Here is a 22046-nt window from a genome sequence, read left to right on the forward strand (position 1 = left end):
CATCCGACTTGACCTTGCACTTTTGAACGAATCGCGCTCTAGGTGGCGCGCGGCATTTTCAGTACGACCTTTCCGACATGCGCGCCTGCTTCCATGAGCGCCTTGGCTTCGGGCAGATGCGCGAAATCCATCACGCGGTCGATGCGCGGCACGATGCGGCCTTCGGCAAAGAGCGGCAGCACCTCGGCGATGAAGCGCGGCACCGCCGCTGCCTTTTGCTCCTTGGAGCGCAACCTGTTCGAGACGCCGAACAACGTCAGACGCTTCGCGTGAAGCGCTTCAAGGTCGATGTCGGCATGCACCACGCCATCGACATAACCCACCGTCGCGAGGCGCCCTTCGAAAGCGAGCGCGCGGATGTCTTCGGCAAACACCGTGCCGCCGACCGTGTTGACGATGAGGTTTGCACCCTGCCCTTCGGTCGCGTCCAGGACCGCCAGCGCAAAGTCGGGCTGTCGGGTGCACAGCGCGAGATCGAGGCCCAGCGATCGAAGCGATGCCAGCTTCTCGGCCGAGCCGGATGTACCGATCACCTTGGCGCCGAGCGCCTTGCCGAGTTGCAGCGAGGCCACGCCGACACCGGATGAGATGCCGTTGATCAGCAACCACTCTCCCGCCTTCAGACGGCCCTGCAGGACCAGCATGTCGAAGGCGACGAGAAACGTCAGCGGGATGCTCGCGGCCTGCTCGAAGCTGAGATTCGACGGAATCGGGATCGCTTCGGCAGCATCCAGCAGAGCGTACTCCGCGAACGATCCGGCGCATCGTCCCATCACGCGATCGCCTGGGTTGAAGCCGCTCACCCCTGAGCCGGCGGAAACCACTTCACCGGCACCCTCACCGCCGATCGCCTTCCATGCGCCAGGCTTGCCGTGCCCGGGCAGAAACTCGCCCCGGTTCAGCGACGAGGCGTGCACGCGCACCAGCAACTGCTTCGGACCGGGGGTGGGTATCGGCGCATCGCGAAGCTCCAGGAGCGCATCGGATCCGCTCATCTGCATCCAGTAGGACTGCATGGGGCCCTCAGACATGCAGGTTCTTCAGCACGGCCCGCGTGAACGATGCCGTGTTGCCAGTGCCCCGGATGTCACCCGTGCGCGCCTGACGATCGGCCAGCGCCGCGGTGGTGGCCTTCGACATCGATGCGCCCATGCGCACCGCGCCTTCGTTGCGACGGCTGTGGCCCAGCCACTCGAACATCATGCGAGTCGATTCGATCATCGCGTAGGGGTTGGCAATGCCCTGCCCTGCGAGGTCGGGCGCGGAACCATGCGTGGCCTGCGCCATCGCGACATCACCGTCGCCGATGCACAGCCCCGGCGCCATGCCAAGCCCACCGACAAGACCGGCGGCCTCGTCGGAAAGGATGTCGCCGAACATGTTGGTCGTGACCACCACGTCGAAGCTCTGCGGATCACGCACCAGCCGCATCGCGAAGGTGTCGACGATCACGTCGTCGACACGAACGTCCGGGTACTCGGCCGCGAGCTTGCGACACTCCTCCACGAACATCCCGCAGCTCAGCTTGAAGACAGTGTCCTTGTGCACATAGGTGAGGTGCCCGCGACGCTGACGTGCGAGCTCGAAGGCCGCGCGCGCCACCCGGCGACTGCCCGCGCGGGTGATGACGCGCACCGACAGCGTCACGTCATCCGTGGGGCGGAACTCCCCTGAACCCGCCACCATGTTGCGATCCGGCTGGAAGCCTTCGTTGTTCTCCCGCACGATCACCAGGTCCACGTCGTCATGCAGGCAGCCGATGTCGGGGTACGACCGCGTCGGCCGCACGTTGGCGAACAGGTTGAACTGCTTGCGCAGGATCGGGTGCGGATTGATCGCGTTCGGCACCTTGGGATAGGCGCGGTGGCCGATGGGCCCGAGGATCCAGCCGTCGAGCGTCTGGAGCGTGGCCATCGTCTCGGGCGGCAACGTGTGCCCGTGCGTCTCGAGCGCGCGCGCGCCGATGGGCAGCGGGTGCCAGTCGATCTGCACGCCATGCAGTTCTGCAGCGGCGCGCGCGATGTCGACCGATGCGGGAACGATCTCGTGGCCGATGTCGTCGCCGTTGAGGATGCCGATGCGGAGGGGTGCGGTTTGTGTCACGTCAGGTCCCGGGGGAATGGGTTCTCTTCAACCCGCGCACAGCGCGGTGAGCGTGCGGATATCGGTCATCGAAGCCAGCGTGCGGCAGTGCCTGGTGATCTCGTCCGCGCGCGCCTGGCCGAGCACCGGCACAACGAGCGAAGCGAACTTGGCCTCGAGCTGTGCATCGGTGAGCGGGTTCTCCATCGAGCCGATGGCGTGGTCCACGTTCACTTCCACGCGGCTGCCATCGGTCAACACGGCAGCAACGCGCACTGCCGCTTCGTCGATGCTGTCGTCCACCGTCGCCTGCACCTTGTTGCGCAGCGCAACGACGCGCGGGTCGTTCACCACTGCATCGGAGAACTCCTCCTCCGCTGCGCGGCCGAAGAGCAGGCCCGCGGCGCAGCCGTGATAGACGCTGAACTTGCCCTGCAGGCCGTCCTTCGGCTCTTTCTTTCCGGTGAGCTCCAGCACGAGGGAGTGCACGCGCAACTCGATGCGCTCCACCTGATCGGCGCTGATGCCCTGTTCGCGCAGACGCACGCACGCATCGATGCTCGGGTGGATCACGATCCCGCAGGCAAAGGGCTTGTAGGTGTTGAAGGAGATCTCGAAGCGCTCGCCGAGCTCATCGGTCACCTCGTTCCACGCGCGCTTGTCCGAGGCCACCTGCACGAAGCCGCGCGGCGCTTCGAGTGCACGTTCGCTGGCGGTAAAGCCCTGGCTCGCCATCAGAGCGGACATGAGACCGGCCCGCGCGGCGCCACCCGGATGGAAAGGCTTGGTCATGGTGCCGAACTGCTCGCGAAAGCCTACCGGCTGCGACGCGGCGATGCCAAGCGCCATCGCGGTCTTCTTCTCGTCCAGGCCCAGGAGGCGCGCGCAACCAGCGGCCGCACCCAGCATGCCGGTGGAGCCAGTGATGTGCCAGCCACGGTCGTAGTGGTCCGGGTACATCGTGTTGCCGATGCGGCAGGCCACGTCGATGCCGAGCACCAGTGCATCGATCACCGCCCGGCCGCTCAAGCCGCGGTGCTCAGCCAGCGCGAGCACTGCCGAGGCTACCGGCCCGGCGGGATGGATGATGGTCTTGAGGTGCGTGTCGTCGAAGTCGAAGGTATGCGACGTGATGCCGTTGACCAGCGCCGCGCTGGCCATGTCCAGCTTTTCCTTGCTGCCGAGCATTGTGGCTTGCGGTGCGGGCTGCAGGAGGCGGACCGCCCCGAGCGCTGCGGTCGCTGCTTCATGATATACCGCGCCAATTGCGCAGCCGAGCCAGTTGTAGAAGGTGCGATGCGCCTCCCGTTCCACCGCGTCCGACCAGCCGCGCGAGGCGTGGCCGGAGACGAAGCGGGCAAGGATGGCGGTGACCGGAGGAGCCGATGTGTCGGCTGGAACGTGCGTGTTGCGTGCCACTGGAACTGATTCGTTTGCGGGTTGAAGAAAAAGGATGTCGGTGCGACGTCACTCGTCGAGCCGGATGCCTCGCGCCTTGGCGAGCGCACTCCAGCGTGAGATCTCCGACGTGATGTACTGGCCGAATTGCTCCGGCGTCATGGGCCAGGGCTCGACCGCTTCGCTCGCCAGCTTTTCGGCGAGGTCCGGGGCCTTGAGCACCGCCACCTGCGTTTCGTTGAGCCGGCGCACGATGTCCGCAGGCATGCCGGCCGGGCCGACCGAGCCGTACCACTGCATTGCGTCGAAGCCCTTGAAGCCGACCTCTTCCATCGTCGGCACATCCTTGAGCTGCGAGCTTCGCGCCTTGCCGGTGACCGCCAGCGCACGCATGCGGCCTGAGCGCAGGTGCGGCAGCGCCGCCGCCAAGCCGGGGAACATGGCCTGGGTCTGGCCGCCCAGCAGGTCGGTGATCGCGGGTGCGATGCCGCGGTAGGGGATGTGGACCATGATGGTCCCCGTCTCCTGCTTGAAGAGCTCCATCGTCAGGTGCGTGAGCGAGCCCGCCCCGGCCGAGCCGTAGCTCACCTTGCCCGGATTCGCCTTCAACCACTTGATGAATTCGTCGACCGTGGTCGCCGGCACCGAGGCGTTGACCGTGAGAACGTTCGGCGTGGCGCCGATCATCCCGATGGGCGTGAAGTCCTTGATCGCGTCGTAGCTCACCTTGCGGGTCGCGGGTGTGGTGCCGTGCGTTGCCACATAGCCCTGCATCAGGGTGTAGCCGTCGGGCGCGGCATGCGCGGTGATCTGGCTCGCGACCACGCCGCCACCGCCGCTCTGGTTGTCGACGACCATGCTCTGCCCGAGCAGGCGACCCCAGCGTTCGGCGACCACGCGGGCGATCATGTCGTTGCCGCCGCCGGCAGCCACCGGGACGATGTAGCGGATCGGCTTGGTCGGATAGCTCTGCGCGAACGCCAGGTGCGGCGTCGCGAGCGCGGCTGCCGCAGCCTGCAGTAGATGGCGGCGTTGCATATCGATGTCTCCTTCGTTTTGTGGCGCGATCTTCGTCATTCGCGTCCTTGCGGTAAATTGCAATTTTCTGGTGCTTTATTGCACTTTCTGCATGAATCGATTCCCATGACCAAGCCAACGCTCGCGGACCTCCGGGCCTTCGTCACCGTCGCCGAGACACAGAGCTTCGCGGCCGCGGCCCGTGCGCTGTACCTGTCGCAGCCCGCCTTGTCCCGCCGCATCTCGCACCTCGAAGACATGCTGGAGGTGCGTCTTTTCGACCGCACCACGCGCAGCGTCGCCCTGACCACGCTCGGCCAGCGCTTCCTCGGGCAGGTGCGCGGATTGATGGAAGAACTCGACCGCTCAGTGCTGAGCCTGCGCGACGCAGCAGAGCTGGAAGCAGGCGATGTGACCATCGGAGTGGTGCTCTCGACCATCCACCACTTCATGCCGCCGGTGATCAACGCCTTCCGCGAGCAGCACCCTCGCGTGCTGGTGCGCATCATCGAAGAAGGCGCGGACGAGGTGCTGGCCGCCGTCAAGCAGGGCGAGGCGGACTTCGCGCTCAACTACATCGGCATGCAGGACCCGGAGGTCGAGTTCACGCCGCTGCTGAAGGAGCCCTATGTGCTCGCCGTTCCCACGGGGCATCCGCTGGCAAGGCGCAGATCGGTGGGGTGGGAGGAACTCGCCGACTACCCGCACGCACGCGTGTCGCAGGCGAGCCGCAACAGGCTCTTCATCGACCAGGCCCTGGCTGAATTGCCGCCCCTGCCCCGCCCCGTCTGCGAGGTGCGGCACGTCTCGACACTGATCGACCTCGTCGAGCACGGCACGGGCGTTGCCGTCGTGCCGCAACTCACGCTGCCGCTCAGGCCCGGTTCGGTGGTCGGCGTGCGGCTGGAGCGGCCTGCAATCAGCCGGCCCATCGGCATCATCAAGCGCGCCGGACGCAGCCTGTCGCCGGCGGCCGAGGCCTTTGCGGAACTGCTCGCGAATGCGAGTCGCGCGGCATTGAATTCCAGGAAACGCCGGTAGCGCCTGCAGGACAAGGGCAGAATCCGCTCCAGTCTTCGATTTCCGGTGGAGTGGCCGATGGCGATGTTGCTGAGCGAGATCCAGTGGAGCGATCCGGTGCTGCCGGCGTCGCCCGATGCTGAATGGGAAGCCGAGCTCAAGCGGCGTGGCGCCCAGGTCCTCGAGGTGGACCGTCGTGTCGCCTCGGTCCGCTGGCTGCGCGAGGCCTCCTACCAGGCCACCAACTACATCCCCGGCGCCGTGCCCGAGCGCCTGCACCGCATGGGCAGCATGGTGACGGCGCAAGAGAACGCCTGCCGCTACTGCTACGGCGCCAACCGCGCCTTCATGAAGGTGTTGGGCTACCGCGAGTCCTTCATCCAGCAGGTCGAGCGCGACGTGCTGATGGCCGAGCTCGACGAAAAGCAGCGCGCGTACATCGCCTTCTGCCGCCGCCTTGCGCGATCCAAGCCACGCCCAGCTGCCGCCGAGCGCACTGCCCTGCTCGCCAGCGGCTACACACCCACGCAGGTCGGCGAGATCGCGTTTGCGATCTCCTTCGGCTGCTTCTACAACCGCGTGAGCACGCTGATGGCTGCCCCGCCCGAACAGAAGTTCGAGCGCATGGCCGCCAGCCCGATGCGCTGGGTGATCGGCCTTGCCATGCGATTGATGAAGAAGCCGGAAGCCGCTGTTCAAGCACTTCCTGACCCGGCTGCGCTGACGTCAGGCCCTTTCGGCGCCGTACTCGCGCCGCTGGCCGGGCTGCGGGCGGCCAGCATCATGAAGGCCGCGCTCGACGGTGCGTTCGAGTCCGGAGAGCTCAGCCGATGCGCCAAGGTGCTGATGTTCGCGGTCATCGCGCGCACCGTTGCCTGCCCGCATTGCGAAGCGGCAGCCGTCCGGCTGTTGCAAGACGAAGGACTGAGTCAGGCCGAGATCGACAGCGCCATCGGCACGCTGCGCTCGCCCCGCCTTGCACCGCGCGAGAACGGCCTCCTCTCGTGGGCTCGCGACACGGTCTACTACGAACCCTCGTCCATCCAGCAGAAGACCCGTACGCTCGGCGCCGAGCTCGGGCCTCAGGCACTGCTGGAAGCCATCGGCGTCGCAGCGCTCGCGAACGGCACTGTCCGGCTCGCGATGCTGCTGGAGTGATGGCGCTGGGCTGGGTGCTGGTCGCGCTCGGGGCCGCCGCCGTGGCGGCATTGGCCGCGCTGACGCTGCGCATGCGACACCAGAACGGCCAGCTCGAAAAGCTGCTGCTGTCCGCCGACGACAAGCTGGAGCAGCTTCAGCGCCAGTTCGAGCGCTTCGTGCCGGCCGACGTGGTGGAGCGCCTGACCCATGGCGGCGACAGCTTTGCTCCCGAGCGGCGACAGGTGACCATGCTGTTCGCCGACCTGCGCGGGTTCACCGCGCTGTGCGACCGGCTCGATCCCGCGGTCACCGTGAGCATCCTCAACGACTACTTCCGCCACATGACGCTGGCGATCACCCGCCACCACGGTCATGTGACCGAGTTCGTCGGCGACGGCCTGCTGGCGCTGTTCGGTGCGATGGAGCCCAACCCCTGGCAGGCACGCGACGCGGTGCTGGCCGCACTCGACATGCGCGCCGAGCTCGCGCGCTACAACGCGACGCTGCGGGAGAAGGGCCTGCCAGAGCTGCGCTTCGGCGTGGGCATCCACGGTGGCGAGGTGGTGGCCGGCGTGATCGGCACCGCGGGCCTCTCGAAGTTCAGCGTGACCGGCGATCCGATCAATGTCGCATCAAGGGTCGAGGGACTGACCAGCAAATACGAGGTCGACCTGCTGATCACCGAGGACATCCGCCGCGCGCTCGACGAGCAGTTCCGCCTGCGGCCGATGCCACCCGCGATCGTCAAGGGCAAGGCGGAACCGATCCAGACCTACTACCTCGAGTGATCCTTGCGGAACGCTGCCTCGCCCGCGTCCGACACCTCGACCCACTTCTTGTCGGGGACGGCCTCGGGGGTGTAGCTGTCGTGCCAGTTCCACCATTTGTAGGGTGGTGTCTGCGGGTAGCCCTCCGGTGAGTCCTCCCAGACTTCCTGCCGGCCCAGCGGGGTGATGTCGAGGTAGTTCCAGGTACCGCCCATCTGTTCGTCGCCACGGCTCTTGACGAAATAGGTGCGGAAGATCCGGTCGCCGTCGCGGATGAACACGTTGGTGCCGTGCCATTCGCCCACGTCGAAGTCGGCGTCGAAGCTGTCGGTGACGGTGAACCACGGGATGTGCCCCCAGCCCGTCCGCTTCTGCAGGCTCGCGATGTCTGCCTGCGGTGCGCGCGAGACGAAGACGAGCGTGGTGTCGCGGGCATTGAGGTGCGACAGGTGCGCGACCTGGTCCGCCACCATCGAGCAGCCCCGGCAGGCATGCTCGGGCCAGCCGAACACGCCGGGTTCGTAGAAGGCGCGATAGACGATGAGCTGCCGCCGGCCATCGAACAGCTCATGCAGGCTTCGCTTGCCCGATGGCCCTTCGAAGACATACGGCTTCTCCACCGCCATCCACGGCATTCGCCGCCGCTCGGCAGCCATCGCGTCGCGTGCATGGGTCAGCGCCTTTTCCTTCACGAGCAGCTGCTCGCGAGCCGCTTCCCACGCCTCTGGCGAGACGACCGGCGGCGTTTGCATCTTCTGGATTCCTGAGGTCATGTTTGCGATCTCCTGGTCTGGAAGAGGCCAGTCTGTCACCGACGGGCCTGCGGTGGGAGTAACAAGTTTGGCGGCTTTCCTGTGAAGCATTGCCGGCCCGACGTTGCCATTGGCACGGGCGCGGCGTATCGTGGGCGGCGTTGAGGGAGCGACCCATGCCTTCGCCAACAAGCCCTGTCCAAGTCGCGGCACGGTCCGCGCAAGCGATGCCCATGAGCGCATGGCGCTCTGATGAGGCTTCGTTGCCGTCATCGCAGGCCGAGGAGTGCGAACGGGCGGTACGGGCGATCTGGCGCAGCCTGGACGAGCATGACCTCGTAGACGAGCAGATACGCAGCGAGCTCGCGACCCTCCTCGAATGCCTGGCGGGCCTCCCCCTCGGCAACCGTCCCCAGCGGCTGATCGCCGTGCTCCGGCAGCCCAACCCGCTCGATCCTTCGCACCTGTACTGGCTCACCCGCCGCCTGCTGACGCTCGTGCCCGAGTTGCAGGCCATCGCCCATATCGGCCAGGAGCCGGTCGGCGCCTTGCGAAGCGACATGCCGATCGACGCGATCGATGCCTACCAGCCGCTCGACTGACCCTACGGACGCGCCGGTGTCTACCGGCGCGAACTGGAGCGCCATTGCCAAGCTTCTGCACTGGACCATCGCCGCGCTCATCGTGGCGCAGTTCGTGGTCGGGTGGATGGCGGTGAGCTGGCGGCTCTCGCCGATGAAGCTGGATCTCTTCGTGTGGCACAAGTCGACCGGCATGCTCGTGCTCGCGCTCGTGGTGCTGCGACTGGCGTGGCGTGCGACGCATCACCCGCCCCCGTTGCCATCGAACATGCCGCGCTGGGAGCGCTTCGCGGCGGCACTCACGCATGCTCTTCTGTACGCAGCCATGATCGCGATTCCGTTGACCGGATGGGTGGTCAGCTCGGCGGCCGGCGTGCCGTTCAGCATCTACTGGCGCATTCCGCTGCCTTCGATCGCGCCGACGGACCGTCACCTGGTCGAAGTCGTCGGGAACGTCCATGGTGCGCTCGGCATCGCACTGATCGTGCTGCTGGTGATCCACGTCGGCGCGGCCCTGCGGCATCACTACATCAAGCGCGACGATGTGCTGGTCCGCATGCTTCCACGGAGAAGGACATCCCGATGAGGACACCCGCCGTCACCGCCGTCCTGTTCGCTGGCCTCGCCTTACCGTTCGCCTGGGCCCGCGCGGCCGACTGGCAGCTGGAGCCTGCCAGCAGCCGTCTCGAGTTCGCCGCCACGTTCGAGAAGACGCCGGCGCCGGGCGTATTCCGGGAGTTCGACGTCAAGCTCAGCCTCGACCCCACCAAGGAAGACGCGGGCCGGCTCGACGTGACGATCAACGTCGCGAGCGCCGACATGGCGAGTGCCGACATCAACAAGGCGATCGCCGGCGCCGAGTGGTTCGACTTCGCGCGGTTCCGGCAGGCGGAGTTCCACGCGACCGAGGTGCGGCGCGTGCAGCCCGACGCCTTCGTCGCGCGCGGCACGCTCACGCTCAAGGGCGTGAAGCAGCCGGTCGAGGTTCCTTTCTCGTGGAGCGAATCGGGCAGCACCGCGAACATGGAAGGCAAGTTCGTCGTGAAGCGCGCTGCCTTTGGCATCGGCACCGGGGAGTGGACGGCAACGACCACCATCGGCGCGGACGTCACGGTCACGTTCAAGGTGCGCTTGCGCAAGGCCGCATGACATCGAAGCGCCTTGCCCATGCTGCGCAGGCAGCGGTTCTGTCGCTCGCGGTGGCGCTGGCCGCGTGCGGAACCGCTCCAGCGCCCCAGGTCGCGCAGCAGGCCGCCCTTGCGCGCGCACCACCGGGCTTTCCTGCGGATGTCTACGAGCGCGCGGCGGCGCAGGGCGCCGTGGTCTATCGCGTCAGTCCGCCCGACGCGCTCGTGGTGATCACCGTGCGGCGCGGTGGATCGCTCGCACGATTCGGACACGACCACGTCATCGCCAGCCGGTCGCTGCAGGGCTTCGTCGCGCCCGCACAGGGCCGCGCGGACCTCTTCATGCCGCTGGACGATCTCTCCGTCGACGAGCCGGCACTCCGAACGGAAGCCGGGCTCGACACGCAGCCGACGGCATCCGACATCGAAGGCACGCGGACCAACATGCAGGACAAGGTGCTGCGAGTGCAGGAGTTTCCGTATGCGCTTGTGCAGGTGCGCGACGTGGACGCGAAGGACCCGGCATCGGCGTCGGTCTCGATCACATTGCTCGGAACCACCCGGACCTCGACCGTGCCACTGACACTGGTCAGAACGCAGGACGCCCTGCGCGTGATCGGCTCGATGGAGCTGAAGCAGTCCGACTTTGGCATCACCCCCTTCTCGCTGCTCGGGGGTGCACTCCAGGTCGAGGACGCATTCAGAGTCCGCTTCGATATCCGTGCCCACGCGCCGGCGAGCCCATGATCTAGGCCGCGTTGCGCCGCTGCCTGGCGCCGAAGCTGAAAACCCCACCGGCCGCGAGCTTCGCCGCCTCCGCGCGCACCACGTCGCCCACGATCGCGATTGCCGGGCTCTGCGCGCGCTCGATGCGCGTCGCCAGCACCAGCATGCGGTTGAGCTGCACCCCCGAGATCTCCGAGAGGCGCACCGATGCAGGTCGTGGCTGGTTGAAGACCGACACCGGCATCACGGTGGACCACTGCCCCCGCAGCACCAGTTCGTAGATCGCATCGACCGAATCGATCTCCGCATCCACATGGATCCGCGCGGACAACGGCGCGAGCATGCGGTCGACGATGCCGCGATGCAGCTTGGTCATGATGAGCGGCACGCGCGCGAGCGTGGACAGTTCCACGACCGGCGGCAGCTTGCGCGATGCGGGCGAGATCAGCGCGAAGGGCTCGACCAGCAGGGGCTCGAGCGTGAGCGCCCGATGCGGCTCGGGGTTGGTGACCACCGCCATGTCGACGAGGCCGCGCTCGAGCCCTTCCATCAGTTGCGGCGTGAAGGCCTCGCGCACGCCGAGATGCACGCCAGCCAGGCCGTGATGGCAGCGCTCGAACACGCCGGGCAGCAGGATGCGCGCAAGCGTCGGCGAAACGCCGAGCACCGCCGAAAGATCGCCCGTCGCGCCCTCCCCGCCGAGCTGCTGGCGCACGCGCGCAGCCTCGGCCAGCATGCGCCGTGCCGATTCGTACAGCGTCGCGCCGGCCTGCGTGAGCCGCACGCCGCGCGGGCCGCGCTGGAGCAGTTGCACGCCAAGTTCGGCTTCCAAGTCGCGCAGCTGCCGTGTCAGCGCGGGTTGCGCAATGGCGACTGCCGACGCCGCCGCGGTGAAGCTGCCGGCATCCGCAATCGCGACGAAATAGCGCAGGGTTTTCAGATTCATATCAACATGATATGGCTGGCGACCAATTCGGCATTGGACGCCGGGGACGGCCATCCCTAGACTCGTCACCTTCGATACCCCGATGACATTCCGGAGACATGGGTGGCAACGACAGATAGCAAAACCATATGGGCCCGCGCGGAAAGCCTGCGCCACTTCATCGCCACGGCGCTGGTCCGCGTCGGACTTCCAGACACCGACGCCGACCGCGTCGCCACGCTGATGACCGAGGCCGACATGCAAGGCTCCGACGGCCACGGGGCGATCCGCCTTCCGCAGTACGTGCAGCGCATCGAGGCCGGCGGCATCAACGTCCGGCCCGAGATCCGCGTCGTGCATGAGCGTGCCGCGATGGCGGTGGTCGATGGCGACAACGGCATGGGGCACCTGGTGGTGTCGCGTGCTGTCGAGATCGCGATCGCCAAGGCGCGTGATGCAGGCGTGGCCTGGGTCGGCACACGCAACAGCAACCATGCAGGGCCGGCGTCGCTCTATGCGCGCATGCCGCTGGCGCACGACATGATCGGCCTGTACTTCGCAGTGGGCAACGCCAACCATCTGCCACCGTGGGGCGGGATGGAGATGCTGCTGTCCACCAATCCGATCGCGGCCGGCATCCCCGCGGGCGACGAGCCGCCGGTGGTGCTCGACATGGCGACGACCGTGGCCGCCTACGGCAAGGTCAAGGCGAAAGCCAAGCGCGGCGAACAGATGCCGGAAGGCTGGATGATCGACCGGCAAGGCCGTCCACTCACCGACCCCACCCGCGCGAGCGAAGGCTTCCTGCTGCCCATCGGCGGCCACAAGGGCTACGGGCTCGCACTCATCGTTGGGTTGCTCGCGGGCACTCTGCAGGGCGCAGCGATGGGCCGCGACGTGGTCGACTTCAACGTCGATTCGAAGACACCGACCAACACCGGACAAGCCATCCTCGTGATCGACCTCGCGGCTTTCGGCGGCGCGGGGCCCTTCAAGGGCGCCGTCGACACGCTGGTCCGCGACATCCGCGAGAGCGAGCGCCTGCCCGGTGTCGAGCGCATCTGGCTGCCAGGCGAGCAGAGCCATACACGCCGCGCCGCGAATGCGGAAAGCGGCGCACCGCTCGCCGCTGCGCTGGTCGATGATCTCGACCGGCTGGCGACACGACTCGGCATCGAAAAGCTGGAACGCTAGCCGCGCACCTCACACAAAACAAGACGGAGACAAGACGATGACATCCTTCCTGAACCGCCTGCTCGCGGTGGCCTGCCTTGCCTGCGCGGCGGTCACTGCGGCAGCCCAGGGCGCGTACCCGAACAAGCCGATCCGCATGATCATCCCGCTCGCGGCGGGCAGCGCGGTCGACAACGGCGCGCGCGTGCTGACGACGCGAATGGGCACGGAGCTGGGTTCCTCGTTCTACCTGGAGAACATCCCCGGCTCGGCAGGACTCATCGGTGCGGAACGCGTCGCCAAGGCCGCGCCTGACGGCTACACCATCGGCGGCTTCAACGACAGCGTCCTCACGATGGTGCCGAACATCTACAAGGCCACCTGGGATCCGCTGGAGGACTTCGTGCCGGTGTCGCTGGTCGGCACCATCGAATGGGGGCTGGTCGTGAAACCCGACTCGCCTTTCCAGACGGTGGCCGACTTCATCAAGGCCGCGAAGGCCAACCCGGCGAAGCTCAACTATGGCTCGGGCGGCAGCGGCAGTCCGCAGCATCTGGCGATGGCGATGTTCGCGCAGCGCGCGGGCATCGAACTGACGCATGTGCCCTACAAAGGCGCGACGCCGGCAGCCATCGCGGTGGCGGGCGGCGAGGTCGATGCCGCGTTCCAGGGGCTGGGCACTGTCACCTCGCTGATCGCGGGCGGCAAGCTGCGGCTGCTGGCAGTGTCGACACCTCAGCGTCTCGCGCAATACCCCGACGTGCCGACGGTCACCGAATCAGGGCTGAAGGACTTCTACTTCAACTCGTGGTTCGCCCTGGTCGCACCCAAGGGAACACCAGCGCCGATCATCGACCGCCTCTACACATCCATGCGCAAGTCGCTCGACGACGCCGAGACGCGCAAGCAGCTCGTCAACCTCGGAATCACCGTGCGCGGCACCACGCCCGCCGAGTTCGGCGCGGCACTGAAGGACCAGTACGCGCTCTACCGCAAGGTCATCCAGAGCAACAACATCAAGGCCGACTAAGCCACAAGGAATCCGCATGTTGCATTCGATCAACCCAGCAACGGGCGAAACGCTCGCCTCGTTCGAAGAACCCGATGCCAAGGCCGTGGACGCGGCGCTCGCCCGCGCAGCCGACGCCCAGCGCGGCTGGCGAAAGAAGAGCCCCGCCGAGCGCGCCAGGCTGCTCGTCAACGTCGCGGCGGTGCTGCGCAAGCACAAGGAAGAGTGGGCACGGCTCGCCACGCTGGAGATGGGCAAGCCGATCTCCGAGGCCCGCGCCGAAGTCGAGAAGAGCGCCGTCACGGCCGACTACTACGCGAACAACGCGCCGAAGATGCTCGACGACGTGCGTGTCGCGAGCAATGCGACCGACAGCCGCGTGGTCTTCGACCCGCTCGGCCTCGTGCTCGCGGTGATGCCGTGGAACTACGCGTTCTGGCAGGCCATCCGCGCCGCGGTCCCGGCGATTGCCGCCGGCAATGGCGTGGTGCTCAAGCACGCGGCCAACGTGCCGCAGTGCGCGATGGCGCTGCAGACCCTCTTCAGCGAAGCCGGCGCCCCGGAGGGCTTGTTCACGACGCTGCTGATTGGCTCTCCCCGCGTCGCGGACGTGATCGACGATCCGCGGATCGCCGGCGTGACGTTCACCGGTTCTACCCCCGCCGGTCGCGCAATTGCATCGCAGGCAGCCAAGGCGCTCAAGAAGCAGGTACTCGAGCTCGGCGGCTCCGATCCGTTCATCGTGCTCGCGGATGCCGACGTCGAGGCCGCCGCTGCGGTGGCGGTCAAGGCGCGCTTTCAGAACAACGGCCAGAGCTGCATCGCGGCCAAGCGCTTCATCGTCGAGGAATCGGTCGGCGACCGGTTCGCGAAGGCATTTGCAGCCGGCGCCGCGAAGTTGGTGCTCGGCGATCCGCTGGCAGACGCCACCACACTCGGGCCGATGGCACGCGGCAACCTGCGCGACGAACTCGACAAGCAGGTGCGCGCGAGCATCACCGAAGGCGCCACGGTGACCTTGGGCGGCAAGTTGCCGAGCGGCCCGGGCTACTTCTACCCGGCGACGGTGCTCGACCATGTGTCCCCCGACATGACCGTGGCGCGCGAAGAGACCTTCGGCCCCGCCGCAGCGATCCTGAGGGTGCGCAACGCTGACGATGCCGTGGCGCTGGCCAATGCAACCGAGTTCGGGCTCGGCGCAGCGCTCTGGACCGGCAACGCCGACCGAGCGCGAGCGCTGTCCCGCGAGATCGACGCGGGCGCCGTGTTCGTCAACGGCATGGTCGCCTCCGATGCGCGCCTGCCCTTCGGCGGCGTCAAGCACTCGGGCTACGGGCGCGAGCTCGGCATCTACGGCCTGCACGAGTTCACCAACGTGAAGACCGTCTGGACCGGCCCGGCCGTCTGAGTCTCCCCTTCCCTTCCACAAGCCATGACCCAACCCACGATCCTCCATCCCGCCGATCTCACAGCCTATGAGCGCGGCGGCGGCGCTCGCACGATTCCGCTGGTGACGCCGAAGCTCGGCGCGACCACGTTCATCAACGGCATCACCGAGTTCGGCCCCGGCGCAAAGATCGCCTGGCATTCGCACAACGCCGAAGAGAGCGTGATGCTGCTCGAAGGCTCGGCCGTCTTCGACATCGGTGACGAGCACTACGACCTCGAAGCGCAGGACACCACCTTCATCCCGCCCGGCGTGCCGCACCGGTTCCGCAACAAGTCCGAGACGCAGGGGATGAAGATCCTGTGGATCTACGGTCGCGTCGATGCAACGCGAACGCTGGTGGAAACCGGCGAGACGCGGCCGGTATCCGCCGAGCACACGTAGGCTTCATGCATTGGCCGCCAGGGCCTTTGCGATCGCCTCGCCCACCAGGGTGCCCGACTGGGGGTTCTGTCCGGTGATGAGGCGTCCATCGACGACGAGCTTGGGCGTCCACGGGGCGGACGACTCGTAGAGGCCGCCTTCGTCGGTGAGCGCACCCTGGAGGTCGAACGGCACGTCGGCCCGTGCATAGCCGTCTTCCTCCGCGGTCGAGAAGCCAGCCACCTTGCGGCCTTGCATCAGCGGCGTCCCGTCGGCGAGGGTGACGCCGAGCAGTGCCGATGGGCCGTGGCAGACGGCGGACACGATCTTGCCGGCGTCCCAGGCGCGCCGCACGGCTGCCTGCACTTCGGGGTTGCCGGTGATGTCGACCATCGGGCCCAGGCCACCGGGGAAGAAGATCGCGTCGTAGTCCAGCACGTCGACCTCGGACAGCTTGCGGCTGTGCGCCAGGCGGCGGTACGAATCGCTGGCCAGGAATGCGGCCTGCACCGGGTCATTGGCATCGAACCCATCCTCCGGGGGCTTGCCCCCTAGCGGCGAGGCGTATTCCACCGCGATGCCGGCCTTGTCCAGCGCCTCGAACGGGTGGGCGATCTCAGGGAAGAAGAATCCGGTCGCCCGGTTGTTCGGGCCGACGGCCGCTGCGTTTGTCACAACAAACAGTACATGCTTCACGCTCATGATTGACTCCTTGATTCAATGAATGCCCGGCGATACCGGGTGAGGTGAAGATTAAGGAATCAACCGCATCGCGAGTAGATGCGCGGATGTTGACGGATTGACTCAGCCGATTTGACAATCGACCCCATGAATCATCCCGTCTCGCCGATCCTCGACGAACTGCGAGCGATGGCGGTCTTTGCCACCGTCGTGCGCACTGGCAGCTTTGCCGCCGGCGCCCGCGCGCTGGGCCTGACCCGGGCTGTGGTGAGCCACCACGTTCGCAGCCTGGAGACCAAGCTGGGCGTGCCTCTGGCGCAGAGGAGCACGCGCAGCTTCAGTCTGACGCCCGCCGGCGAGGCATTTCGCGTGCACTGCGAGCGCTTGCTCGACGAAGCACATGACGGCATCCGTGGCATGGAGTTGCTGCGCGCCGAGCCGCGTGGGGAAGCCCGCATCACCTGCTCGCATCACTTTGGCAACAAGCGCATCCTTCCGGCGTTGCTGGACTTCCGCCGGCGCTATCCGGCGATCCGCCTCCACGTCGCGATGAACGACGCCAACGTCGACCTCGTGCAGCAAGGCATCGAACTGGCCGTGCGCGCCGGTCCGCTGGCGGATTCGGAACTGGTCGCGCGTCGACTGGTGAGTGAGCCGACGATGCTGTGCGCCTCGCCCGCCTACCTCCGCCGCCACCGCACACCGGCGACGGTGGAAGAACTCGCGGAGCATCGCTGGGTGGTCTATCCGCCGAGTCAGCGCGCATTGACAGCAACCCGCGACGGACAGTCCATCGAGGTGCCGGTACGGGGCGACATCGTCACCGACAGTGCGGCGTCGCGCCTGGCATTCGTGCTGGCCGGCGAAGGCATTGCACGTCTACCCGCCTACGACGCCGCTGCACCACTCGCCTCCGGCGAACTGGTGCACGTGCTGCCGGAGTTGGAGACACCCGCACTCGATATCTACCTGGTGCACGGCAGGCGCATCGGCCCGAGTGCACGGCTGCTTCGGGACTTTCTCCTGGCGGCGATGCAGGAAAGCGTCTAGCTGAAGCGCACGGCCGGGTCGGGCGCAATGCGCTCGCTCACCCCGCGCGCAGGCTCGTCGGCACGGCCGGCATTGCCAACCCGGCCCAGCAGGAAATGGGAGAGCGCGGGAATCAACACCAGCGCCCCCACCATGTTCCAAAGGAACATGAAGGTCAGCAGGATGCCCATGTCCGCCTGGAACTTGATGGGCGACCACGCCCAGGTGACCACGCCCGCAGCCAGCGTCACGCCGACCAGCGCGACCACCTTGCCCGTAAAGCGCAGTGCATGGCGATACGCATCGGCCAGCGAATCACCGGCCCGCTGGCGCGCAAGCTGGATGCTGAGCAGGTAGAGCGCGTAGTCCACGCCGATGCCCACTCCGAGTGCGATCACCGGCAGGGTCGCGACCTTCACGCCCATGCCGAGCATCACCATCAGCGCTTCGCAGAGGATCGAGGTGATCGCGAGCGGCACGACCGCAACCACCACGGCCCGCCAACTCCGGAAGGTGACGAAGCACAGCGCGATCACGCCCAGGTACACATAGCCCAGCATCATCAGGTTGGCCTGCTTGACCACGATGTTGGTCGCGGCCTCGATGCCGGCACTGCCCGCTGCAAGCAGGAAGCGGCGCTGGGGCGCGTCGTGCTCGGTGGCGAACTGCTCGGCGGCCTTGACCACGCGGTCCAGCGTCTCCGCCTTGTGGTCTGCAAGGTACGCCACCACCGGCATCACCGAGCATTCGTTGTTGAACAGCTCCGGATTGCTGACGCTCGCGGTGCGCGCCGCGTAGTTGAGTACATCCTGGTTGGGCGAAAGCGTCAGCCACTTGGGGTTGCCCTCGAACGACCCCGCGGTGATCTTGCGCACCGCATCCGGCAGCCCCACGGTGGCCTGCACGCCGGGCACCTGCTGCAGCGTCCATGCAAGGCGGTCCGCCTCCACCAGCGTCGCGTATTCGAGGCAGCCTTCCGGCGGCGTCTTCACGATCACCGCGAACTGGTCGCTCGACAGTGCATAGCGCTCGCCGATGTAGGCGTTGTCTATGTTGTAGCGGGCGTCGGGCTTCAGCTCCGACACGCCCGCATCGAGATCGCCGATCTTCAGCCGCGTGCTCACTGCGAGGCCGACCGCGGACAGCAATACCGCCGATGCAACTGCCGCCGTCGCCCAGCGCCGATGCGAGAAGCGCTCCAGCCATCGCCAGATCGCACCCGGTTCGCCCTGCTCCGCACGCACGCTGCGCGCAGCAGCCTTGGAGCTCACTCCGGTGTACGACAGCATCACCGGCAGCAACACGAGGTTGGTGAACACCAGCAGCGCCACGCCGACGCTCGCGGTCACCGCAAGCTCGCGGATCACGGGAATGTCGATCAGCATCAGCACTGCGAAGCCCACTGCGTCCGCCGCGAGCGCAGTCAGGCCCGCGAGGAAGAGCCGCCGGAAGGTGAAGCGCGCGGCCACCAGCCGGTGCATGCCCCGGCCGATGTCCTGCATGATCCCGTTCATCTTCTGCGCGCCGTGCGATACGCCGATCGCGAAGACGAGAAAGGGCACGAGGATCGAATATGGATCGAGTTCGTGGCCCAGCATCGTCACCAGCCCCAGTTGCCACACCACCGCGACGAGCGAGCAGGCGATCACCAGCACCGTGCTGCGCACACAGCGCGTCCACGCAAGGATGATGATCGCCGCCACGGTCGCAGCGGCCGCGAAGTAACCCATCATCTGCTGCAGGCCGGCGAGCAATTCCCCGACCACCTTCGCGAAGCCGACGATGCGGATCTCGAGCTGCGGCGAACCGTCAGCACCGTTCGCATAGCGCCCGCGAATGTCCTCGAGGCGGCGAGACAGTTCCCAATAGTCCAGCGCCGCGCCGGTGCGCACATCTTTCTCCATCAGCGGCACGAAGATCATGCTGGAGCGGAAGTCCTTGCCGACGAGGCTGCCGACGATCTGCGCACGGGCGATGTTGAGCTTCAGCTGCTCGGTGCTGCGCGGCGATCCGTCGTAGTTGTCGGGCATCACGGGGCCGCCGGTCAGGCCCTCTTCCGTTACTTCGTTCCATCGAACCACCGGCATCCACAGCGACTTCACGTTGGCCCGGTCCACCCCGGGCATCAGGAAGAGTTCGTCGTTGATCTTCTTCAGCGTCTGCAGATAGGCCGCGTCGAAGATGTCGCCGCTCTTGTTCTCCACCACGATCCGCACCGCGTTGCCGAGGCCTCGCAGCTCGCCCCGGTTGTCGAGGAAGTTGCGGATGTAAGGCTGGTTGTGCGGGATCGTCTTCTCGAAGGCGGCGTTGAGACTCACCTTCGAAGCCTGCCAGCCGAGCAGTACCGTTGTCAGCAGGCAGGCGATGACGACGAAAAGCCGGTGGTTGAAGATCAACCGCTCGATGCGGCTGCCCGATGCGCGATCGAAGTCTTCGGGCTCGCGAATTGTTTGCATGTCCTTGATTCCTGTGCCGACCGGCTCAATCGATGGATTCCATCCGCACGCCGCCGATGCCGGCGAGCGCCATCGCACCCTTGCCGGGACTCGCGAGCGAAAACACCGGCGTCGGGTTCGCGCGCTGGATCGGGTGGAAGGTCTCTGCGTTGTCGTGGCTCACGAGCAGATGACCGGCCTGGCTCGCAAGCACGACCGCGCCGCTTTCGCGCACGGTGCCTGCGGCAATGCCCGCGCCAAGGCCGGTCGCGACCCGGTTCCAGTTCGCGCCGCCATCCGTGCTGCGCCACACGTTGCCGCGCAGGCCGAAGACCAACGCCATGTCAGCCGTGCCGGTCACGCCGAACAGCGTGCCCTGATAGGGGAATGGCAGATTCACGAAGCGTCTGGTCTCGCGGTCGAAGCGCAGCACCAGGCCCTGCTCGCCAACGATGAAGAGCGCGCCGCCTGCGGGACGCATCGCATAGAGATGCAGGCCCTTTGGGTTGTCGATGGCATCGAAGAGCGTCCAGTGCCCGCCGCCGTCCACGGTCCGAAGTGCGAGGCCGAATGCGCCGATCGCATAGCCCTTCTGTGCATCCTCGAACCACACGTCGAGAAAACTGCGATCAGCCGTCGGGTCGGCATCGTTCTGCCGCGCCCACGTCGCGCCGCCATCGGTGGTGTGGAGGATCACGCCCTCGTGCCCCACCGCCCAGCCCTGCTTCGCATCGACGAAGCAGAGCGCGGTCAGATCGGAGCTCACCGGCACCGCCGCCTGCGACCAGTTCCTGCCGTCGTCCGAATACAGGATGTGCCCGCGCTGCCCGGCGGCGACGATGCGGCCGCCCGCCATTGCCAGCGCATTGAACGGCGCGCGCTGCGCGAGTTGCGTCATTGCCGCGGGCACCTTCGGCGGCGGCTGGAACACCGCCTCGGCCGAGGCCACGCTCGCAAGGAGCGCTGCGCAGGCCAGCACGCCCGCCTGAAGGGCCCGACCCGGCATCAGCGAACTCCCTGCCCTGCGAGGCTGTCCGGCGTCCACGCGCCGTCCGGCTGCAAGGCGCTCATGAACTTCACGCCTCCGGTGCCGGGCCAGATGTTGATGTAGTAGCTGCCCGAGATCAGGTCGTAATGGCCGGCCGTGCTGATCGGTGCGTTCGCGTCGTAGGCCTGGTTCAGGTAGGCGAAGCCCGCGCGCCAGAGCTGGCCGCGGCCGTCGTACTGGTCGCTCGCGACCACTGTCCAGCTGTCTTCATCCACGTAGAAGGTGCGACGCGAGTAGATGTGGCGCTGGCCTTCCTTCAGCTTCGCCTCGACCACCCACACGCGGTGCAGCTCCCAGCGCACCACCGACGGATTGATGAACTTCGCCTGGAACACATCTTCCGGCTTGTCGTTGTACGAGAAGCGGTAGGTGTTGTAGGGGATGTAGAGCTCCTTCTTGCCGACGAGCTTGAAGTCGTAGCGGTCCAGCTTGCCGTTGAAGAGGTTCACGTCGTCATAGGTCGACATGCCGTTGGTGCCGGGGTTCGGCGTGTCGTAGGCGATGTCCGGAGCGAGGCGCACGCGGCGCTGCCCCGGCAGGTACTGCCACGCGCGGCGGCCCTTGTCGGCGTAGTTGACCGGGTCCATCGCGAGCAGCGATTCGCCGGCGCGACGCGCGGGACCGGTGTAGCTCGCACGGGCGCGGTTGAGCACCACCGGCTCGTCGGTCCTCGATTCGTCGTAGTAGGGGTACTCCATCGTCCACGAGCCCTGGGACGAGAGCACCAGCTTGCCGTTGCTGTCGACGTTGTAGGCCGAGTACTTCGGCACCTGGAACGACAGGCCCTGGTAGCGCGCCTGGAAGTTCAGCATCACCTCGTTGCCGTTCGCCGGGATCGGGAACGGAATGCCCGCGCGCGCACCGGACATGCCGAGCCCGTCGTCGGTCATCTTCGCGCGCGCCGCATTCTTGAGCGTGTTGTCGATGACGAACTTCGGGTAGGCGACGGTGCGGTAGCTCGGGTACACATCGATGCGGAAGTCGCCGTAAAGCTTCATCAGCGCCTTGGTGCCTTCGCTGAGCTTGTCTGCGTACTTGTCGGCGTTCTTCGCGTCGATCGAGAAGAGCGGCTTCTCGTTGGCGAATGGATCGGGGCGCACCGCGCCGGCCTTGTCGAAACCGGCAGGCGGCGCAGTGAGGCCGCCGGTGTAGGCCGGGATGGTGCCGTCCTTGTTGCCGGCCTTCTCCGCCCCGAAGGGCGTGAGGTCGTTGCCGAGGCGCTTGACTTCCTCTGGGCTCGGCGCCGCGTGTGCCGGCGCAATTTGCATGAACGGCAGGAGCAAGGCTCCCGCGCAGATGATGGCTGATGCTTGTGTCTTCATGATG

The 22046-nt window shown here is 66.8% G+C and carries 22 protein-coding genes; 12 read left to right on the forward strand and 10 right to left on the reverse strand.

The window, feature by feature from the left end:
- Window positions 1-38: 38 nt before the first annotated feature.
- From FHW64_RS14285 to FHW64_RS14300, 4 genes are read right to left on the reverse strand one after another with little or no spacing between them, the layout of a single operon-like run.
- Window positions 39-1031, reverse strand: a complete 993-nt coding sequence (locus FHW64_RS14285) for a zinc-binding dehydrogenase (RefSeq protein ID WP_260303821.1) — start codon at window positions 1029-1031, stop codon at window positions 39-41.
- Window positions 1024-2103: an isocitrate/isopropylmalate family dehydrogenase gene (locus tag FHW64_RS14290; protein WP_184527198.1), complete on the reverse strand. Its 1080-nt coding sequence runs from the start codon at window positions 2101-2103 to the stop codon at window positions 1024-1026. The genes FHW64_RS14285 and FHW64_RS14290 overlap by 8 nt, the downstream gene beginning before the upstream one ends.
- A gap of 27 nt (window positions 2104-2130) precedes the next feature.
- Window positions 2131-3501, reverse strand: coding sequence for an MmgE/PrpD family protein (locus FHW64_RS14295; RefSeq protein ID WP_184527200.1), 1371 nt, complete (start codon window positions 3499-3501; stop codon window positions 2131-2133).
- 48 nt (window positions 3502-3549) lie between these two features.
- The gene (locus tag FHW64_RS14300) at window positions 3550-4518 is read right to left on the reverse strand and encodes a tripartite tricarboxylate transporter substrate binding protein (protein ID WP_184527202.1); all 969 of its coding nucleotides are present in this window, start codon (window positions 4516-4518) and stop codon (window positions 3550-3552) included.
- A gap of 105 nt (window positions 4519-4623) precedes the next feature.
- Here FHW64_RS14300 and FHW64_RS14305 point away from each other — a divergent pair, with 105 nt between their 5' ends.
- Genes FHW64_RS14305 through FHW64_RS14315 form a run of 3 tightly spaced genes read left to right on the forward strand, consistent with a single transcriptional unit; the run spans window position 4624 to window position 7445 of the window.
- A complete protein-coding gene (locus tag FHW64_RS14305) occupies window positions 4624-5538 on the forward strand; it encodes a LysR family transcriptional regulator (protein ID WP_184527204.1) in 915 nt (304 codons plus the stop codon).
- 57 nt (window positions 5539-5595) lie between these two features.
- Window positions 5596-6675, forward strand: a complete 1080-nt coding sequence (locus FHW64_RS14310; protein ID WP_184527205.1) for a hypothetical protein — start codon at window positions 5596-5598, stop codon at window positions 6673-6675.
- Entirely contained in the window at window positions 6675-7445 is a 771-nt protein-coding gene (locus FHW64_RS14315) for an adenylate/guanylate cyclase domain-containing protein (RefSeq protein WP_184527207.1), read from the forward strand. The genes FHW64_RS14310 and FHW64_RS14315 overlap by 1 nt, the downstream gene beginning before the upstream one ends.
- Here FHW64_RS14315 and FHW64_RS14320 read toward each other — a convergent pair.
- On the reverse strand, window positions 7433-8176 hold the full coding sequence (locus FHW64_RS14320; RefSeq protein WP_221210355.1) for a DUF899 domain-containing protein: 744 nt from the start codon (window positions 8174-8176) through the stop codon (window positions 7433-7435). The genes FHW64_RS14315 and FHW64_RS14320 overlap by 13 nt on opposite strands.
- 176 nt (window positions 8177-8352) lie before the next feature.
- On the opposite strand from FHW64_RS14320, the gene FHW64_RS14325 reads away from it, so the two are divergent.
- From FHW64_RS14325 to FHW64_RS14340, 4 genes are read left to right on the forward strand one after another with little or no spacing between them, the layout of a single operon-like run.
- Entirely contained in the window at window positions 8353-8778 is a 426-nt protein-coding gene (locus tag FHW64_RS14325) for a hypothetical protein (RefSeq protein ID WP_221220708.1), read from the forward strand.
- Window positions 8756-9343 carry a cytochrome b gene (locus FHW64_RS14330; protein WP_184527213.1) on the forward strand — a complete coding sequence of 196 codons (588 nt, stop codon included), beginning with the start codon at window positions 8756-8758 and terminating at the stop codon, window positions 9341-9343. Before FHW64_RS14325 ends, FHW64_RS14330 begins: the two co-directional genes overlap by 23 nt.
- On the forward strand, window positions 9340-9906 hold the full coding sequence (locus FHW64_RS14335; RefSeq protein ID WP_184527215.1) for a YceI family protein: 567 nt from the start codon (window positions 9340-9342) through the stop codon (window positions 9904-9906). The genes FHW64_RS14330 and FHW64_RS14335 overlap by 4 nt, the downstream gene beginning before the upstream one ends.
- The gene (locus tag FHW64_RS14340; protein WP_184527217.1) at window positions 9903-10631 is read left to right on the forward strand and encodes a YceI family protein; all 729 of its coding nucleotides are present in this window, start codon (window positions 9903-9905) and stop codon (window positions 10629-10631) included. Before FHW64_RS14335 ends, FHW64_RS14340 begins: the two co-directional genes overlap by 4 nt.
- 1 nt (window position 10632) lies before the next feature.
- Here the strand turns inward: FHW64_RS14340 and FHW64_RS14345 are convergent, their stop codons facing one another.
- Entirely contained in the window at window positions 10633-11556 is a 924-nt protein-coding gene (locus FHW64_RS14345; RefSeq protein ID WP_184527219.1) for a LysR family transcriptional regulator, read from the reverse strand.
- 102 nt (window positions 11557-11658) lie between these two features.
- On the opposite strand from FHW64_RS14345, the gene FHW64_RS14350 reads away from it, so the two are divergent.
- The 4 genes from FHW64_RS14350 to FHW64_RS14365 are packed head-to-tail and all read left to right on the forward strand — an operon-like array spanning window position 11659 to window position 15548.
- Window positions 11659-12729 carry an Ldh family oxidoreductase gene (locus tag FHW64_RS14350; RefSeq protein ID WP_311733306.1) on the forward strand — a complete coding sequence of 357 codons (1071 nt, stop codon included), beginning with the start codon at window positions 11659-11661 and terminating at the stop codon, window positions 12727-12729.
- A gap of 37 nt (window positions 12730-12766) precedes the next feature.
- Complete coding sequence (locus tag FHW64_RS14355) at window positions 12767-13738, forward strand: tripartite tricarboxylate transporter substrate binding protein (protein ID WP_184527221.1); 972 nt, start codon at window positions 12767-12769, stop codon at window positions 13736-13738.
- Window positions 13739-13754: 16 nt separating this feature from the next.
- Window positions 13755-15125, forward strand: a complete 1371-nt coding sequence (locus tag FHW64_RS14360) for an NAD-dependent succinate-semialdehyde dehydrogenase (protein WP_184527223.1) — start codon at window positions 13755-13757, stop codon at window positions 15123-15125.
- Between the two features lie 24 nt (window positions 15126-15149).
- A complete protein-coding gene (locus FHW64_RS14365; protein WP_184527225.1) occupies window positions 15150-15548 on the forward strand; it encodes a cupin domain-containing protein in 399 nt (132 codons plus the stop codon).
- A 3-nt stretch (window positions 15549-15551) separates the two neighbouring features.
- On the opposite strand, the gene FHW64_RS14370 is transcribed toward FHW64_RS14365, so the two are convergent.
- Window positions 15552-16229: a type 1 glutamine amidotransferase domain-containing protein gene (locus FHW64_RS14370; RefSeq protein WP_184527227.1), complete on the reverse strand. Its 678-nt coding sequence runs from the start codon at window positions 16227-16229 to the stop codon at window positions 15552-15554.
- A gap of 126 nt (window positions 16230-16355) precedes the next feature.
- Between FHW64_RS14370 and FHW64_RS14375 the strand changes: the two genes are divergently transcribed.
- Window positions 16356-17258, forward strand: coding sequence for a LysR family transcriptional regulator (locus FHW64_RS14375; protein WP_260303826.1), 903 nt, complete (start codon window positions 16356-16358; stop codon window positions 17256-17258).
- Here FHW64_RS14375 and FHW64_RS14380 read toward each other — a convergent pair.
- From FHW64_RS14380 to FHW64_RS14390, 3 genes are read right to left on the reverse strand one after another with little or no spacing between them, the layout of a single operon-like run.
- Window positions 17255-19693, reverse strand: a complete 2439-nt coding sequence (locus tag FHW64_RS14380; RefSeq protein WP_184527229.1) for an RND family transporter — start codon at window positions 19691-19693, stop codon at window positions 17255-17257. The genes FHW64_RS14375 and FHW64_RS14380 overlap by 4 nt on opposite strands.
- A gap of 25 nt (window positions 19694-19718) precedes the next feature.
- Window positions 19719-20678 (reverse strand): YCF48-related protein, encoded by a 960-nt coding sequence (locus FHW64_RS14385; protein WP_184527231.1) that lies wholly within the window; start codon window positions 20676-20678, stop codon window positions 19719-19721.
- Window positions 20678-22042, reverse strand: a complete 1365-nt coding sequence (locus FHW64_RS14390) for a DUF1329 domain-containing protein (protein WP_260303829.1) — start codon at window positions 22040-22042, stop codon at window positions 20678-20680. The genes FHW64_RS14385 and FHW64_RS14390 overlap by 1 nt, the downstream gene beginning before the upstream one ends.
- Between the last annotated feature and the right edge of the window lie 4 nt (window positions 22043-22046).

The sequence above is a fragment of the Variovorax sp. Sphag1AA genome (assembly GCF_014192575.1).
In the GTDB taxonomy this organism is placed as follows: Bacteria; Pseudomonadota; Gammaproteobacteria; order Burkholderiales; family Burkholderiaceae_C; genus Variovorax.